12 protein-coding genes are annotated in these 16,696 nt (G+C 50.9%); 4 read left to right on the top strand and 8 right to left on the bottom strand.

The genetic code is table 11. The features are described 5' to 3' along the window. Positions 1 to 37: 37 nt before the first annotated feature. From Q5741_RS17190 to Q5741_RS17180, 3 genes are all read right to left on the bottom strand, one after another. A complete protein-coding gene (locus Q5741_RS17190; protein WP_305025351.1) occupies positions 38 to 823 on the bottom strand; it encodes an alpha/beta hydrolase in 786 nt (261 codons plus the stop codon). Between the two features lie 122 nt (positions 824 to 945). Further along, positions 946 to 1,617, bottom strand: coding sequence for a bifunctional 2-keto-4-hydroxyglutarate aldolase/2-keto-3-deoxy-6-phosphogluconate aldolase (locus tag Q5741_RS17185; RefSeq protein ID WP_305025350.1), 672 nt, complete (start codon positions 1,615 to 1,617; stop codon positions 946 to 948). A gap of 57 nt (positions 1,618 to 1,674) precedes the next feature. Further along, the gene (locus tag Q5741_RS17180) at positions 1,675 to 2,640 is read right to left on the bottom strand and encodes a sugar kinase (protein WP_305025349.1); all 966 of its coding nucleotides are present in this window, start codon (positions 2,638 to 2,640) and stop codon (positions 1,675 to 1,677) included. Between the two features lie 281 nt (positions 2,641 to 2,921). Between Q5741_RS17180 and Q5741_RS17175 the strand changes: the two genes are divergently transcribed. From Q5741_RS17175 to ilvD, 3 genes are all read left to right on the top strand, one after another. Further along, positions 2,922 to 3,965, top strand: a complete 1,044-nt coding sequence (locus Q5741_RS17175; RefSeq protein WP_305025348.1) for an acyltransferase family protein — start codon at positions 2,922 to 2,924, stop codon at positions 3,963 to 3,965. Positions 3,966 to 4,124: 159 nt separating this feature from the next. Beyond that, a complete protein-coding gene (locus Q5741_RS17170) occupies positions 4,125 to 4,370 on the top strand; it encodes a KGG domain-containing protein (protein ID WP_407074379.1) in 246 nt (81 codons plus the stop codon). Between the two features lie 261 nt (positions 4,371 to 4,631). Further along, positions 4,632 to 6,320, top strand: a complete 1,689-nt coding sequence (gene ilvD / locus Q5741_RS17165; RefSeq protein WP_305025347.1) for a dihydroxy-acid dehydratase — start codon at positions 4,632 to 4,634, stop codon at positions 6,318 to 6,320. A 132-nt stretch (positions 6,321 to 6,452) separates the two neighbouring features. Here ilvD and Q5741_RS17160 read toward each other — a convergent pair whose 3' ends face one another. Then, complete coding sequence (locus tag Q5741_RS17160) at positions 6,453 to 7,997, bottom strand: methyl-accepting chemotaxis protein (RefSeq protein ID WP_305025346.1); 1,545 nt, start codon at positions 7,995 to 7,997, stop codon at positions 6,453 to 6,455. 146 nt (positions 7,998 to 8,143) lie between these two features. Continuing rightward, the gene (locus Q5741_RS17155) at positions 8,144 to 9,520 is read right to left on the bottom strand and encodes a polysaccharide deacetylase family protein (RefSeq protein WP_305025345.1); all 1,377 of its coding nucleotides are present in this window, start codon (positions 9,518 to 9,520) and stop codon (positions 8,144 to 8,146) included. Between the two features lie 184 nt (positions 9,521 to 9,704). Here Q5741_RS17155 and Q5741_RS17150 point away from each other — a divergent pair, with 184 nt between their 5' ends. Further along, positions 9,705 to 10,952, top strand: a complete 1,248-nt coding sequence (locus Q5741_RS17150) for an AI-2E family transporter (protein WP_407074378.1) — start codon at positions 9,705 to 9,707, stop codon at positions 10,950 to 10,952. On the opposite strand, the gene Q5741_RS17145 is transcribed toward Q5741_RS17150, so the two are convergent. The 3 genes from Q5741_RS17145 to Q5741_RS17135 all read right to left on the bottom strand — a co-directional run bounded on the left by Q5741_RS17145 (position 10,850) and on the right by Q5741_RS17135 (position 16,696). Continuing rightward, positions 10,850 to 12,673, bottom strand: a complete 1,824-nt coding sequence (locus Q5741_RS17145) for a peptidoglycan D,D-transpeptidase FtsI family protein (protein WP_305025344.1) — start codon at positions 12,671 to 12,673, stop codon at positions 10,850 to 10,852. The genes Q5741_RS17150 and Q5741_RS17145 overlap by 103 nt on opposite strands. A gap of 159 nt (positions 12,674 to 12,832) precedes the next feature. Beyond that, complete coding sequence (locus Q5741_RS17140; RefSeq protein WP_305025343.1) at positions 12,833 to 15,175, bottom strand: methyl-accepting chemotaxis protein; 2,343 nt, start codon at positions 15,173 to 15,175, stop codon at positions 12,833 to 12,835. Between the two features lie 195 nt (positions 15,176 to 15,370). After that, positions 15,371 to 16,696, bottom strand: a complete 1,326-nt coding sequence (locus Q5741_RS17135) for a peptidase U32 family protein (RefSeq protein WP_305025342.1) — start codon at positions 16,694 to 16,696, stop codon at positions 15,371 to 15,373.

Raw genomic sequence — 16,696 nt, 5'->3', positions numbered from 1 at the left:
GCTTCCTCCGTTTTCAGGTCGTTTACGTTTCATAACGTCAGCCTTTAATATTCTTTAACCAATTCAGGAGACTCTGTACAGTTTGTTTGCGCTGCTCATCTTCGCTGATCCCCGGTTTTCCGTCGCCCTTCTGAATGCCGTAATCGCCAAACTGTGCATGATTGCCGCCCTCAATCAGCTTGTATACCGCATCCTCAGGCAGATAGGAGTGCCCCTGTTTATATTTGGCGGTATCCACCACTTCATCCTTCGAGCCAAGAATGGACAGTGCGGGAAGTCCGCTGCTTTTCAAGCTTCCTTTTTCATCGGGGTATGCCCCCAGAAAGAAAACACCTTTCAACTGGCTTGCATGACCGGCTGTGTAACGCGCTGCCATGGCCCCGCCAAGGGAATGGCCCCCGATCACAAAGGTCTCGTTCGGATAAGCTTTTAATACATCATCTGCCCGCTTGGAGCCCAGAACGGCGAGGTTCAGCGGCATTTTGACGATAACGACATGATGTCCCTGCAGTGCGAGATCCCGCGCCATGGGCGCATAGCTTTCCGGTTTGACAAGTGCACCTGGATAAAAAATAACGCCAGGGCCCTGAATCTGCTCAGGCACAAAATCAATCCACTCCTTCGTGACCTTCACGACAGGAGCTGTCGTGCTGGCGCTCATAGCAGCTGCGGCCTCCTGCTGCGGCTCATACGGAATCAGATAACGCCAGACGGCAACACCTCCGGCGAGAACAATCAGCAGGATGACACTTAATACGATTTTGGGCCATCTTTTTTTCTTACGACTGCCAAAGGACAGCTTATACTTGTTTTTTCTACGCATAGGCTTCCCCTTTCCATAAAATAAAGCAGCTCCCTGTATGGCGAGCTGCTTAACATTATATCAGGAATCTGCTTGGTTCTGGAATCCCAGCGCTTGATTGAGCTGTCCCTGTCCGCAGGGCATCAGGCTGGAGAAGTTTTCGCTTTACGGTAAGCTTCCACATATTTCTGGGCCTGTTCACGGATACTCTCCATGTTGCCTGTCCGGACAGCATCGGCCGTCAGCTCGGATCCGACACCAACTGCTACCGCTCCGGCTGCCACCCATTCCTTCATATTGGATAGAGATACCCCGCCGGTCGGCATAAAATTAGCCTGCGGCAGCGGCCCTTTCAGTGTCTTGATCATAGACGGGGCGAACATACTGCCTGGGAACAGCTTCATAATATCCACGCCCAGCTCCAGGGCTTCCTGGATTTCAGCCGGTGTTACAACCCCTGGCATAATCGGTATACGATAGAGGTTACACATGCGAACGGTCTCCGGGTTCAGCGACGGACTGACCACAAATTCAGCGCCTGCCATAATTGCTGCCCGCGCAGTGACGGGTTCGAGCACAGTTCCGGCCCCGATAATGGCGAAACGCTCAGGTTCGCTGCTGTCCCAGTGATATACTCGTCTCAGTTTCTCGATTGCCTGCAGCGCACCCGGCACAGTCATCGTAATTTCTATAACCCGGATCCCGCCCTCGATGGCCTGCTCCGCCATTTCTACTACATCGTCAGACGTATTCGCCCGCAGGACGGCTACCATGCCCAGCTCTTCAATCTTTTGCAGCAGCTTAAGCTTATTCATTACGCTCTCTCCTCCGCATTGGTTAACATGATGGTACTGCAGACCTCAGGCCGCTTATCAGCGCTCTACGTGCACTGCTCCATTCAGGTAGGCATCCAGCTGGGCCTCTGTAGGAAGCGCTTCCCAATCACCGTGCGCCTGAATAACCAGTGAGCCTGCCAGATTGCCCAGGCGAGTCGCCTCGACAGGATCATATCCTTTCAGCAAACCGGTCAAAAAGCCTGCACAGAAAGCATCTCCTGCTCCAACCGTATCGACGACATGCTCGGCTTTATAATAGGGAACCTCCGTGACTTGGCCATTGGCTACCACATAGGTTAGCCCGGGACCGCCCTTGACAATCGAGACGCGGTCCTGTTCCACCAGCCGGCCCAATACCTCCGTATCCTGATCCACATCATATAGTAATTTCATTTCATCCATGCCTGGCAGAAAATAATCGGCCTGCTCCGCCAGCCGCAGCACGACCGGACGTGCCTGCTCGATACTCCACAGCTTCAGGCGCAGGTTCGGATCAAAGCTGACCCGTACGCCCGACTGCCTGGCGATCTTAATCGCAAGCTCCACAGAAGCAAGCGAAGTCGGACTGATTGCCGCTGTAATACCGGTGACATGCAGAATTTTAGCGCTCTCAATATAGGCAGCATCCAGCTGTTCAGGCAGCATACGGCTGGCTGCAGAACCAGTACGGTAATAATAGACCGATGACCTGCCCGCTGTCTGCTCACGCAGCATCAGCCCCGTAGGACTGTGGTCATCCTGTCCGGCTCTTGATACATCCACACCTTCGCCGCGGATGCCCTTCAGGATCATCGAACCTACAGGATCTGCACCCAGCCTGCCGAACCAGCCGCTCCGGTGTCCGAGACGTGCGATTCCGATCGCCACATTACTCTCGGCTCCTCCGAACGATTTAACCAGATTGGAGGCGTACTCCAACCCTCTGGAATCCTGCGCGGTTAGCAGGCCCATACTCTCCCCGAACGTGACAACCTCCGGCGCCGCTTCATGCTTCACACTCATTGGCATTCCCCTTTGTCCAGCACATTTACTCCCATTTTCTTATCCATCGGAAACGTTGTCAACCCAAATAAAGTCAATTCATGTGGATTGTTCAACATTTTGACGAAAACACAGGATATGAGAACGTTTACGGTTGTGATAGAAATCACAATTATATATGTCAGCCAGGTGTACCTTGGTACTGAGGATTTCATTAAGTCTCTCTATGCGGATATAAAACGAACAGGTAGAGATATAGAGCCGGCGGCTCGACGCCGGAATCTCTTTGGGGGGAATGTATCATGAACAGCAGGCAGCATGACCAGGGGGAAACCTTTTTTCTGAACCTGCGTTTTCTGTTGATTTTATGTGTATTTGTAGGGAATGCGATTGAGCCGCTGCTGACACAGGTAGCGCCCATGCAGCAGCTGTACCAGTGGATTTTTACATTTCATATGCCTTTGTTTGTATGGGTTACAGGTTATTTTGCCAAAAGCAGTCTGTCAGGAGGCAAAGGAAAGCAGGTTCTCCTCCAGATTGCTGTGCAGTATGTCATTTTTCAATCGGTGTATTCCATACTGGATCAGCTTGTCTTCCAGGTTCCGCACATTCACCGCTCTTTCTTCGCACCTTACCTGCTGCTCTGGTTCCTGGCGAGTCACTTTTGCTGGCGTCTTCTACTGTTAGGCATGCAGCGTCTCGGTCTGGTGCCTGCTGTACAGATCGCTGTGTCGGCACTATTAGGCGTCCTGGTCGGATATCTGCCGGTAGAAGGGATATGGCTCAGTGTCAGCCGGACATTCGTCTTTCTGCCCTTTTTTATGCTGGGTTATCATCTCTCCTATGCGAAAATAGCCCGCTGGCTTACACCGGGGCGTCGCCTTGCGGCCGGAAGTACCTCAGCAGCGCTGCTGCTGTTCAGCGGACTGCTGTTCAGTAAAATCCCTGCCGGCTGGCTCTATGGCAGCATGACGTTTGGACAGCTGGGCCATCATGAATGGTTTGCCGGCGTCTATCGGATTGGTGTCTACGGGCTGCAGGCCGGGTGCAGTATCGCTTTTATCGGCTTGGTCCCGCTCGCCGCAGGAGCCGTTACCGAAATGGGCCGCCGGACGCTGTATGTCTTTCTGCTGCACGGCCTGATTATCCGGGCGGCAGCGGCCAGCGGTATGTACAATTCGATTTATACGGCTGCCGGGGCGGCTGCGGTAATAGCGGGAGCGGTGCTGATGACCCTGCTGCTCACACAGCGGCCTGTACGCAGAGCGGTGCATCTGGTGATCGAACCGGAGGTTGGACGACTCGCTGGCTGGATTCGAATTCCTGCACGGCACTCCGCCTCGTAGACCTTGGGTCCGCGCTGTCCGTTTCAGCTGCCTGTCCCAAGGTCAAGGAGGTCATGAAGCAAATTGTTTCCTTATGCGCTTTGATTCATTTTATCCAACCGTGGTAAATAAAAGATGCGCGCTACAAAAAACAACTTAATCTATAAGGAGTGATTTGTTATGGCACGTAATAACAACGGTAAAATGAGTCGTGAAGAAGCAGGTCGGATGGGCGGCGAGGCCACTTCCAAAAAGCATGATAAGGAATTTTACCAGGAAATCGGCAGAAAGGGCGGCGAAGCCACTTCTGAGTCTCATGACAAGGAATTCTATCAGGAGATTGGCAGAAAAGGCGGAGAGTCTACAGCTGATTCCCATGACAAAGACTTTTACAGGGAAATTGGCCGTAAGGGCGGACAAAACTAATCCCTTGCCATTGGCGCAGGAGAGCCTGCAGCAGCGAAACCGCTGCTGCAGGCTCTTTTTAATGTCCGGGCTTTCTTTCTAATCCGGCCTTCTGGAGCTGCTTCGATCAGAAGCCCGTGTATGCGTTTTAAGCAAAACACTGAAATTGTCGATATTGCTAGAAAAACCTTCCCAGTTATGATAGACTCTTTAGAAAATAACTGTTGGATTATAGTCGTTTAAAGCGTTACACCAACACACCGATCGAGGGGGAACGAAATCATGACAGCACCAAAAAAAATGCGCTCCGACATGATAAAAAAAGGTTTTGACCGTGCACCACACCGCAGTCTGCTGCGCGCTGCCGGTGTCAAAGAAGAGGATTTCGGCAAGCCGTTCATCGCGGTCTGCAACTCCTACATTGATATCGTGCCCGGCCATGTTCATCTTCAAGAGTTTGGTAAAATCGTAAAAGAAGCGATCCGTGAAGCCGGCGGGGTTCCTTTTGAGTTTAATACGATCGGTGTCGACGACGGAATTGCGATGGGACATATCGGAATGCGTTATTCCCTGCCAAGCCGTGAGATTATCGCCGATTCCCTGGAAACGGTCGTCTCGGCCCACTGGTTTGACGGTATGGTCTGTATTCCCAACTGTGACAAAATTACACCGGGCATGCTGATGGGCGCCCTGCGTGTAGACATCCCGACCATCTTTGTCAGCGGCGGACCGATGAAAGCCGGCAAGGACAAGAACGGCCGTTCCATCTCCCTGACCTCTGTCTTCGAAGGCGTTGGTGCCTACCAGGCTGGTAAGATCGATGATCAAAGCCTGCTTGAACTGGAACAGTACGGCTGTCCAACCTGCGGCTCCTGTTCCGGCATGTTCACGGCGAACTCCATGAACTGCCTGGCTGAAGCACTTGGCCTTGCTCTCCCGGGCAACGGAACCATTCTCGCTGTCGCGGAAGAGCGCAAGGATTTTGTCCGCCAGTCTGCGAAGCAGCTGATGGAACTGATCAAGCTGGACCTGAAGCCGCGCGATATCGTGACCAAAGAAGCGATCGATAACGCATTTGCCCTGGATATGGCTATGGGAGGCTCTACTAACACAGTGCTTCATACGCTGGCTCTTGCTCATGAGGCTGAGATCGACTATCCAATCGAGCGTATCAATGAAGTGGCTAACCGTGTTCCTCATCTGGCGAAACTGGCTCCTGCATCAGACTGGCATATCGAGGACGTGCATAATGCAGGCGGCGTGAGCGCCGTACTGAACGAGCTGCTGAAGAAACCTGGCGCTCTGCATCCGGACTGCATCACAGTAAGCGGCAAAACGCTCCGTGAGAACGTGGAAGGACAGGAAATTCTTAATACCGAAGTCATTCACAGACTGGACAATCCGCATTCCGAGCGCGGCGGCCTGGCTGTTCTGTTCGGTAACCTGGCACCACAGGGCTCCATCATCAAAGTGGGTGCCGTTGATTCATCTGTCGGCGGGTACCACCGTGGTCCTGCGATCTGCTTTGACTCGCAGGAAGACGCACTGGCTGGAATTGCGAACGGTAAGATTCAGGAAGGACACGTTGTCGTGATCCGTTATGAAGGTCCTAAAGGCGGTCCGGGCATGCCAGAAATGCTCGCGCCAACTTCCCAGATCGTGGGTATGGGACTTGGAGCCAAGGTTGGTCTGATTACGGATGGACGTTTCTCCGGTGCTTCCCGCGGAATCTCGATTGGACATATCTCTCCGGAGGCCGCAGAAGGCGGACCAATCGCATTCGTTGAAGACGGTGATATCATCGAACTTGATCTCAACAACCGTACTATCCAGCTGGAGATCAGCGACGAGGAATTTGACCGCCGCCGTGCCAACTGGAAAGAGTTCGAACCGAAGGTCAAAAAAGGCTACCTGGCCCGTTACTCCAAGCTTGTTACGAATGCCAGCTCTGGCGGCGTCATGAAAATCTAATCAAGCAGAGAATACAATAGATTGAACATACGAATAACGCCCCGGGCATGGCCTGGGGCGTTATTCGTATGTTCAATCTAAGCATAACAAAAGGGGAAAGCCTCAGGTCCCCCTGCTGCCTTCCCCTGCTATTTATGCTGACAATGCTTCTACGGGAACCGCTGCACCCGATAACTTAGGCGCTGTCTTCGTGCCGGCACCCGGCTGCTGAACCGCCGCCTGCTCTTCGCCTTCCGACACAAGTTCACGAAGTCCTACAATCAGCTGTTCCAGCTCTTCGAAGCTGTCCACCATGCGCTGAGTCAGATTACGCTGTTCTTCCACACTAGCCAGGATTTGTTCTGCGGCAGCACTCGACTGCTCGGTTACACTTGAAATTTCGGATACTTCGTTAACGACCTTGGTCGAAGATTCCTTCATCGTTGTGGAACTGCTCTCAATATCCTGGGCCTGATTCAGCACCTGCTGCGAATTGCTGTTAATGGTACGGAACACTTCATCAGCCGCCTGAACCGTATTCTTTCCCTGCTCCAGTGAAATGCTGATCGTGTTGAACCGCTCAGTCAGCACTTCAATCCGGCCTTTCAAGCGATGCAGAATTCCGGAAATATCCGTAGCCGATTGACCGGAATGTTCTGCCAGCTTGCGAACCTCGCCGGATACGACCGCAAATCCGCGGCCGTGTTCCCCGGCGCGCGCAGCTTCAATGGCTGCATTCAGCGCGAGAAGGTTCGTCTGATTGGCAATCTCTGAGATTCCATCCAGCATAGCTGACATGGACTCACTCTCTGCATTAAATTCCTTCATATCAACGGCTGTCCGGCTTACCACGTCATATACTTCCTGCATTTGACCATTCAAATGATCCATCTTCGCACTGCCCTCTTTAGTAATGGAGGCCATCTGCGCGGACAGCTCTTTCATTTGTTGGGAGTGGGAGGCCACTTCCGTAATATGCTGATCGGATAACGTCAGGGATTCGGAAATTTCTGCAACACTGCTTGCCTGGAACTCGACCCCTTTGGCTACCTCAGCAAAGCCCACCGTAACTTCTTTCGTAATGGAACCGGTATCGTCAACTTTCTGTTTCAGCTGGTCCGTAAATACGGACAAGCCGGAGACCGCTTCTTTGACACGCTCCAATACACTTTCTACGCGTACTCTGGATATCTCCACTTCTTCGCGACGGCTTTCACTATCCGTAAACAGCTTCTTGTTCAGACGGGAGACTGTGATCAGGATAATGCCGGTAACGATAAACATCGCTACATTGATCAGATCAGAGAACAGCAGATCTACCGACTTGGAGGAGACAACCACCAATTCGCCCAGGAAGAAGAGCAGCAGGGCTGAGAAACCGATGGTGTAATACTTGGTGTTGGGGTACAGAAGCAGCGGGGCGATGATCAAAATGCCCTGTACAGTACTGATGGATCCCCAGCTCACATAAACACCACTCACAATAGTACCCGTCAGTACAATCCATGGAACGCTATGTATGAACTTTTTACGTAAGTTCATGATAGTTACAGCTGCTGAGAAAATAACGGAGATCGTCGAGGAGATTAATAAGCTCGGCACAATCAGAGTAATCGCACAGCTGATAGCCGTAATGGCCCATAACATATAGCTGATGAGCTTATTCCTTTGTAGAATAATTTGATCGTTACGGTTCATATTTCCTCATCCTTTAGTCTTAGTTTTGAATAACTGCTACCCTTTATATCGGTAAAAATACCTAAATTATAAATACAAACCTAATAATCTCCATAAAAAAACCTTCAACCCTCTCCATTGGAGAGAATTGAAGGTTTCTCTGTTGGTTATACGGCAGAACCTGAACCACTCAGCTCCTGGCCTGCAGCCAGCTCCAGTGCACCATCAGAAGCTAACATGGGTTCTTCCTGAAACCCGGATTTAAGAAATCGATACATCAATACAGAATTCGGCATCAGCATCATCTTGGGCACCAGCTCCTGGGAACGCTGCTTCAGGCGCTCTTGGCCTGCCGGGTGAATGACACTCATCAGCACTTTAAGGTACATTTTGGTTGAGGCAGCAAAAATACCGGGAGGCAGATCACGGATCATAAAACCAAATTGTTCAGGTCCCCGGTTAATCATACTGACCCCGTATAATGCCTTGGCCTGACGCAGCTCAGGATCATGATATACAGCCTCGGCCAGTTCGGGCAGCTGCTTCTCAACCTGACGAATCATTTTAATCGCCAAATGCATCGCTGTCTTGGAGGCTGTACCAATCTCAAACAACTTCTTGTTGTCAAAATGCAGCTCAATAACCGGATCCCCATCCTCAAGAAGGGTACCATCCTCCAAGTCAACGCTGGCTCCATGATAGGCACGCAGACGGTAATGAAGAATGGGATCCACTGGGCTGGCTGCCTTCAGATGAAATACATAATGAAACACCTTTTCATACTGCAGCCACAGCTGAACCAGTGCCCGTTTGGCCGGCGATACTCTGGAAGCTGCCCTTTCCGGTACGATGCCGGCCAGCTGGTCTACCGTCACGCTGCGCAGACCTCTCTTCTCAGCCTCAATCAGCACACGCTCCAGCGCGATCAACATCTGCTGCGGGGCACCTTCATTCGCACCCAGCGTAGATCCGCAATCGTGCAGCAGCATAACTTCCCCGCCGCGAAGCTTCTTCAGCATCCGTTCTGTCAGCCGGTCTGCACCAATTTTCTCGCGCCAGTCACCGAACATGGCAGACCATAAAATAATGCGGCGGTTGCTGCGCTTGGCTACATCAAAGAAATTGACGATTCCCCATGGCGGGCGATAGAACGACGTATGATGCTTGGTCACATCGTAAATAATCTGGTCTGTACGGGCAATCTGCTTTTTCACCGTTCCGGGGCGCATCAGCCAATTCGTCCGGTGCACATAATTGTGAATTCCAATCAGATGTCCCTCGTCATACATCCTTTTCAAGAGTTCGGGAGACTTCTCCGCATTGGCGCCCACAACAAAAAAAGTGGCCTTTGCATTATATTTTTGCAACAGGTCAAGCAGTTGAGGCGTATAAGTAGGGTCGGGACCATCATCGAAGGTCAGGGAAAATTCGGTGTCACTCTTGCCCTTGCGGAATACCCTGAATCCGAATAACCTGCTTATTATTCCAGGAATAAAAGCATAAAAAGAAGAAATATAAAACAACCATAGCAGCAAAGTCTGCATGTCTAATTCCCCACTTTTCTTTCATGACTTTGGCTTGCCAATGTACTATGAAAAATACACTAACTCTCTTATTTTAACACAACCGACCAAAAAATTGGGGTGATCTTTCAAAAAAACAAAGCCGTCATGTACAATAAGAAAAACACTCCGCATTTAGATTCCCATCATAATCTACTGACACTAAATGCCTACTCTGAAGGAAAGGGTCGTTGTTTATACTATGCTTCCACTCTACAAAAAATATTGGAGAACCGTATTTGATATTGCTTTAATTGTATTAACGGTATATCTGACCATGTTCGTCTTCAGTAAATTATATCAGGTTGCGGCGCCCGTGTTTCTTTCTTTTCTTGTCTTTATTTGCATTGAGCCTCTCGCTCGGCTGCTTCACCGGAAAGGAATGGCCAAGCCATTTGCTTCCGCCATATCTGTCCTGCTCTTTGTCCTGATTATCCTGGGACTGATATCGGGTTTAGGTCTGATCATTATCTCGCAGTTTGCGCAGCTCTCGGACAGTCTGCCCGAATACACTCACATTATTCAGAAGGAGTTCACCTCCCTGACTGCCTTCCTGCGGGACCGCATGTCGAGCCTTCCGCCGGATGTGACGGATAAACTGAATGAATATTTTGCCCTTGCGACCAACTATGCATCCACATGGGCTACAGGTGCCCTCAAGTACATCATGGGTCTGCTTGGCTCCTTCTCATCCTTCATTACAAATTTCGGGATCGCCATCATCCTGGCCTTTTTCCTGAGTATGGAGATTGAGCTGTGGAAACGTCTGGCCCGCGAGAAGACACCAAAGACGCTCAAGAGTGTATTCTATTTTGTTAAAAATCATGTCCTGAAAGCCATCTGGTCTTACATCAAGGCACAAATGATCCTCGTCTCGATCACGTTCGTTATCGTATTTGTCGGCCTGCTCATTCTGCGTACTGGCAACGCATTCTCGGTTGCACTGGTCAGTGCTGTCTTTGATATTCTTCCGCTGCTCGGTGTTCCGGCGATCCTGCTGCCATGGGCAATCTATCTGTTCATCGTTGGCAAAACAGGTCTTGCTATCGGGCTGCTCGTACTGCTGGCAGTGACGATGCTCGTTCGTCAGCTTGCGGAGCCGAAAATAACCGGGAACTCCATCGGTGTCACGTCAGCGTATCTGATGCTGTCTTTTGCGATGATCTCGCTCTCGATCTTTGGTGTCGCGGGACTGGTGCTGTCACCCATCCTGTTGATCACCCTCAAAGAGCTTCTTCAACAGGGCTTCCTGCAAAAATGGATCCGGCTGCCCCGTGACGAATTTAATGAATCTCCCTTCATCCTGGGTTATCAGCGCGGACCGGCAGCAGAGGAAAGTCTTGTACCCGAAGATACCTTGCGGTCTAATGGGACCGATGAAGATGGAGAAGATGCTAATAAATCCATCACCTGACCGAACAGTGCCGTTGCCTGGTTCACCGTGTCCGGATCGGCATTGTGAACGAGCACGGCTGCAGCGTAACGGGGGGCCTCTACCGGACCGTAACCAATAAACCATTGATTCGTCCGGGAGCGGCCCTTTTGTTGTACCTGAGCAGTCCCTGATTTGCCGGCGACCTTCCACCGGGTGTGCTGCAGGGACCTCCCCGTACCTTCGCTCACTACTTTATTCATCCACCCCAGAATCGTCTGTGCGGTGGATGGTGAAATGCGTCCATGCGGGGAAGGATATCCGTGGCGCGGCAGCTTCTCCATCGTACTCCCGTCCTTGTATAAAATCCGCTCTACCAGACGCGGCGCCTGGATCTGCCCTCCATGAAGCAGGGTCACTACCAGATTGGCAGCCTGGAGCGGCGTCATGGCGGTGTCCCGCTGGCCAATGCTGCTCTGGGCGAGAATACCGCCATCGTCAACAGGCTCTCCTTCGAATGTTCTGCCCTTTTCCTCATGGTCAAAATGAGACATTACATGCAGTCCGCTGATTTCGCTTCCCTTCCATCCGACCTGCCGGTTTAGACCAAGCGATTCGGCTGCCTCTTCGAGCTGACGCCCGCTCAAGCGCTCTGAGAGCCCTGCAAAGACTACATTACAGGACTCGGCAAACCCTTCCTCCAGGGAAATAATGCCATGCCCTTCTTTTTTCCAGCAGGACAGACCATATTTACCAAACTCTCCCTTGCATTCAAACTGCTCCTGCGGCCGGGTTACGCCCGCTTCCAGCGCAGCTGCAGCAGTCACAATCTTGTAAATGGATCCAGGGGCGTAAGCTTTCACGGCGGCATTCTCCCAATCTCCCCGTGCCGGTTCCACCTGGTATGGTCGATAAAACGGACGCGATACCATGGCCACTACATCTGCTGTAGCCGCATCCAATACGACGATCGCCCCTTCCTGCAGTCCCTCCTTCTCCGTGAGCTGCTCAATCCGCTTCTGTATGCCAAGATCAATGGTTGTCTGGATCTGCAGGGGATAAAACGGATTGTCCGGCCTTACAATCTGGGTTGGCTGACCTTGAAGGCGTTCCCGCTGTGCACTGACATAATGAAGCGCGTAGGTTCCGCCGCTGCTTTTCAGCAGCGGTTCCAGCAGCTTCTCCATACCTGCGGCTCCTGTACGGACACCGTAACGGCCGTTAGCAGGCTCGTACAGGTAACCAAGCCACTGCCTGCCGCTGGGAACCGGATCATAACGCTGAACGAAGGGAAGGACCTCGACCCGGTCCAGCTGAAGCTGCCGGACCTTAGAAATGCTGGCGGGTTCCAACTGTAATGGCATCCCCGACTCCTCTCTCCATATAACCGGATGAATCGCGCGGGTCCATACCTCCAGCAGATGCTGGGGGTTCGTATGCAGGAGAGGCGCCAGCTTCTGAACCTCCTGGAGATCCGGTTTCCGGGAACCCAGCGGAAACAGAACGACTGTTTGCAGCTCCCTTCCTGTCAGCTTCTGCCCGAACCGGTCAAGCACTTGTCCCCGGCCTGGGTCCAGCAGCACCGCCTCCTCCTGCTGCAGCTTTGCCGTATCATTCAATGTCCTGGAGACAACCCCTCCGGCGGGAACGGACTGATGTCCGGCGATGAACTGGATCCAGCCTAATCGTAGGATAAGGATGATGAATACAATGGTCAGGAATACTGCCGTTTGTTTGAGCCGCCGCATATGCAGTCTTTTCATGCTGTCCCTCTTTCCGCGATGAGTGCTTACCTGCCGCTTTAGCATCATTTTGTCCTTCTGCCTGTTTATTCAAACGGTTCTGTTCCGTTCAATGAGCTAAAAAGAGCCATTCAAAGCAGAGGCTTTGAATGGCTCTTTTCCAGCGTATGGAATTATTCCCTAGAGGGTAAAACGGGTCAATGTTTCGCGCAATCCGTTGGATACATTCTGCAGCTTGTCAGACAGCTGTACTAGCTGGTTGCCGACATGCTGCTGTTCATTACTGAGCGATGCCACTTCCTGTGAAGTTGCAGAGGATTCCTCAGCCACCGCGCTTACATTCGTCATAGCTTCCGACAGCGTCACCTGCGACTCGTCCAGTTCGCGGATCGATTCGGTTACAGAATCCAGACGTCCGACAAAATCACGCATCTGCTCCTGAACCGATTGGAAGATTTCACCGGTGCTGTTCACAGAATGGATCTGCTTCTGGAACAAAGGGTATGCTTCGGACAGCACATCCACCGTTTCATTCATTTCGCTAATGATGTTATCTGTAATACTGCCTACCATGAGAATGGACTGGCGGGACTGGTCAGCCAGCTGGCGGATTTCATCGGCTACGACCATAAAGCCTTTACCTGCTTGTCCTGCACGTGCCGCTTCGATTGTGGCGTTCAGAGACAGGATGTTGGTTTGTTTTGTAATGTTCTGCAGTACCTCCAGCACCCGGAACACCGAAGAGGTTGTCTCTTTCAGCGAATCGACCTTACGGACCAGATTGCGTGTCATATTCTCGGTTTCCTGAGTCTGTCCCATCAGCTCAACCAATTGGCGGGCACCGTTCTCGCTGACCTGTTCCACGTTACGGGCAGCCTGTCCCATTTCTTCATTAGATGTCACAACATTCTGAACCTGACGGGCGATGCTGTCCGTGTAGCTGCTGCCCTTCTCCGCCTCCATAGCCAGGCTGCTTGCTCCGTTGGCAATTTCCTCTGTGGCTACAGCAATTTCACGGGCTGAGATTGCCGTCTTCTTGGAGGCATCCCCAAGCTCATTAGCTGTATCCAGTACCTCCTGGGCCGAGCTGTTCGTCTGCTTCACCAGCTCTGTAATCTGTTCCATCATTTCATTAAAGCTGGCCGATAACAACCCGATCTCATCCGAGGAGTTATGTGAAGTACGAACGTTCAAATTACCTTTGGCTCCCTGCATCATCAGATCTTTCAAGACAACCAGAGGTTTGGCAATCATGCGAACCATCCACAACCCGATTAGAACGGCCAGAACAATTGCTACCCCAACAGCAATCCAGGTTGTCCACAAGATGCCTTTAACATCTTTGGTCAGCTCGGAAGTAGCCACCAGGCCTGTTACAATCCATGGCGACGTACCCATCTGATTGTAGACAGAAAGATATTCATTGCTGCCGGAACCAACATCAGCGGTAAGCTTGGAATTCCCTTTTTCTTCTGTCATTGTCTGAACTGGAATCTCTTTGTTGTTCTTGCCTGCAGTACCCGGTGTATTGGATGCAACAATGCCGCCTTCCCGGGTTATAACGTTCAGCATGCTTCCTTCGCCAAGATCAATGCCGCTTAACTGCTCTTCCAGTACACTTAACTTCAAGTTGAAAATCATAACGTATCCTGTCTTCTTACCTGTTACTGTATTCATAGAACGGGCGAGCTTGAAAGTCGGATCCGTTTTCTGATCTGCTGCCGTTGGAATCCATTGAATCCCGTTCTTCCCCACGAGCTCGCTGAACCATGCCTGATCACGGATCCCTTCAGCGCCTGTTACACTGCCGGAACCTAAAATTGGTTTCTCCGCATCTGACGACACCAGATAGATCGATTCAATGGATTTGTTCGTAAATGCGATATTCTGAAGTCTCTTGTTGATGTCAGCAATAATTGAGAAGGAGTCGTAAGCGCTTAAATTTGTGTTATTCGTCAATTGGGTCATTTGAGTCGATAACTCATCATCAAACAAAGTCTGTGTCGAGATATCTTCAAAACGTCCCAAAATCAGACTGAGCTTGGATGCTGTCTGACTCAGCGTTTCCTGATAAGCGCTTGCAGCATTGTTCTCAATGGTATTCTTGGCCATGTTGTAGGACATGACGCCCAGCCCAACGACGAACAGCAGAATGGACACGAAGAAAATCAAAAATAACCGGATTCCGACCGATTTACCAGGGTGAAAATTTTGGGCCTCCAGATTTTTGAGATTGCGTAAGGCCGGGCCCCAATGATTTAGCTGCAGCCGGAAGCGTTTTGATTCTCCTTCTGCACCTTCCTTTGATACCGCTTTCGTTTTAATTTTTAACAAATTTTTGATTTTATTGGCAGATGGCTGGTCTGCCTGCTTGCCTGCTTCCGCAGCTCCGTTATCCTTCATTGCCTTCGGCTGCTTCTTACGAAGCGATTTGAGGCTAAATCCGCTCTTATTATTGGACTTCTCCGACTGTGTTCCTTGTTGCTCCCCCTGCAGTGTATCTTCCTGTCTCATACTCCCCATTTGTCTGTCACCTACCACTGTTATTTCCCATCACCATGTGATGTGGTCTAAAATGGTAATTCGACAGGTTTCTTAGTTTTCCTCTTCAAAACAAGCAAATAAAATGAATCTTTTTTCCTAAAAAACTATAAAAAATAGGCCCTCCTATGCCGATATAGGGGGCCTTTGAATTACTGAATAAGCAAATGCCTGTTCTTATTTTTTCTTGCGCATCATGTCAAAATAGGAAACCGGCTGATCCACCTTCATTACAATCCGCTGCAGCGGGTGGCGGGCGGCATCCAGTTCCTGACCTTCCTCATCATAGATCGTGCCAACCGGCTGCTTGAAGAACGTCCCGTTAGGGCCGAAAAACTCGACCTCCTGACCGGGCTTGAAGTGATTGCGCTGCTGGATGGTCGCCATGCCCGTCTCGGCATTGTAATCCACTACGAGCCCCGCAAAGTCATATGGTGCCGCTTTATCTTCGGCTTCATAAATATGATCCTCATGATCCGGAGTATCGTAGAAGAAACCTGTATTCAGCGGACGATTGGCCGCCTTGTTGATCTCATCTACCCATTCCGGCTTCAGCACGTAGTTCTCCGGGTCAGCCATATAGCTGTCAATCGCTTGACGGTACACGTTAACGACAGTCGCTACATAGTGAATGGATTTCATGCGTCCTTCGATTTTGAAGCTGTCAATTCCTACATCGATCAGATCCGGAATGCTGCCGATCATGCAGAGATCCTTGGATCCCATCGTGAAGGCATTATCCTGCTCCTCATAGAGCGGCAGCTGATTAACGCCGAGACGGAACTGCTGCAGAACACGGCTGTCCTGTGCCTCTTCCTCCGATACCCATACTTGATCACGGGCATCCTCAAACAAATCGTATTTCCAGCGGCAGGACTGGCAGCAGCCACCGCGGTTAGAATCACGGTCGGTAAAATGGTTGGACAGTACACAGCGTCCGGAATACGAAGAGCACATTGCACCATGAATAAAGGCTTCGATCTCAATATCCACATGCTTCTTAATCTCTTCAATCTCTTCCATACTTGTCTCACGTCCAAGCACTACACGCGGCAGCCCCTCTTCCTTCCAGAACTTGACGGCCTGCCAGTTGACGGTGGACTGCTGTGTACTCAAATGAACCTCCAACCCGGGCACCGCACGCGCAGCGACTTCAATGATTGCCGGATCGGCCACGATGACTGCAGTAATTCCTGCATTATAGAGATTGTTCAAATATTCTTCAATCCCTGGCAGATCCTCGTTGTGGGCATAAATGTTTGTAGCCACAAATACCTTTGCACCGTATTTTTTGGCAAACTCTACGCCTTCCTTCATTTCTTCAAAGCTGAAATTATCAGCATTCGAACGCAGACCATACTTCTGCCCGCCGATGTAGACCGCATCAGCTCCATAGTGAACGGCGAATTTCAGTTTTTCCAGATTGCCTGCAGGAGCAAGCAGTTCAGGCTTGGCCAAACGGTTTCGTTTACCTGTATATTTCCGTTTTGCAACGGTTTGCAT

The organism is Paenibacillus lacisoli (assembly GCF_030580655.1).
Lineage (GTDB): Bacteria > Bacillota > Bacilli > Paenibacillales > Paenibacillaceae > Paenibacillus > Paenibacillus lacisoli.
This window is presented reverse-complemented; position numbering and strand designations above follow the sequence as displayed.

Bases quoted from the DNA above. Each gene is read 5' to 3' on its own strand.
- Q5741_RS17190 (WP_305025351.1), bottom strand. From the start codon at position 823: ATGCGTAGAAAAAACAAGTATAAGCTGTCCTTTGGCAGTCGTAAGAAA.
- Q5741_RS17185 (WP_305025350.1), bottom strand. From the start codon at position 1,617: ATGAATAAGCTTAAGCTGCTGCAAAAGATTGAAGAGCTGGGCATGGTA.
- Q5741_RS17180 (WP_305025349.1), bottom strand. From the start codon at position 2,640: ATGAGTGTGAAGCATGAAGCGGCGCCGGAGGTTGTCACGTTCGGGGAG.
- Q5741_RS17175 (WP_305025348.1), top strand. From the start codon at position 2,922: ATGAACAGCAGGCAGCATGACCAGGGGGAAACCTTTTTTCTGAACCTG.
- Q5741_RS17170 (WP_407074379.1), top strand. From the start codon at position 4,125: ATGGCACGTAATAACAACGGTAAAATGAGTCGTGAAGAAGCAGGTCGG.
- ilvD (WP_305025347.1), top strand. From the start codon at position 4,632: ATGACAGCACCAAAAAAAATGCGCTCCGACATGATAAAAAAAGGTTTT.
- Q5741_RS17160 (WP_305025346.1), bottom strand. From the start codon at position 7,997: ATGAACCGTAACGATCAAATTATTCTACAAAGGAATAAGCTCATCAGC.
- Q5741_RS17155 (WP_305025345.1), bottom strand. From the start codon at position 9,520: ATGCAGACTTTGCTGCTATGGTTGTTTTATATTTCTTCTTTTTATGCT.
- Q5741_RS17150 (WP_407074378.1), top strand. From the start codon at position 9,705: ATGCCTACTCTGAAGGAAAGGGTCGTTGTTTATACTATGCTTCCACTC.
- Q5741_RS17145 (WP_305025344.1), bottom strand. From the start codon at position 12,673: ATGAAAAGACTGCATATGCGGCGGCTCAAACAAACGGCAGTATTCCTG.
- Q5741_RS17140 (WP_305025343.1), bottom strand. From the start codon at position 15,175: ATGGGGAGTATGAGACAGGAAGATACACTGCAGGGGGAGCAACAAGGA.
- Q5741_RS17135 (WP_305025342.1), bottom strand. From the start codon at position 16,696: ATGCAAACCGTTGCAAAACGGAAATATACAGGTAAACGAAACCGTTTG.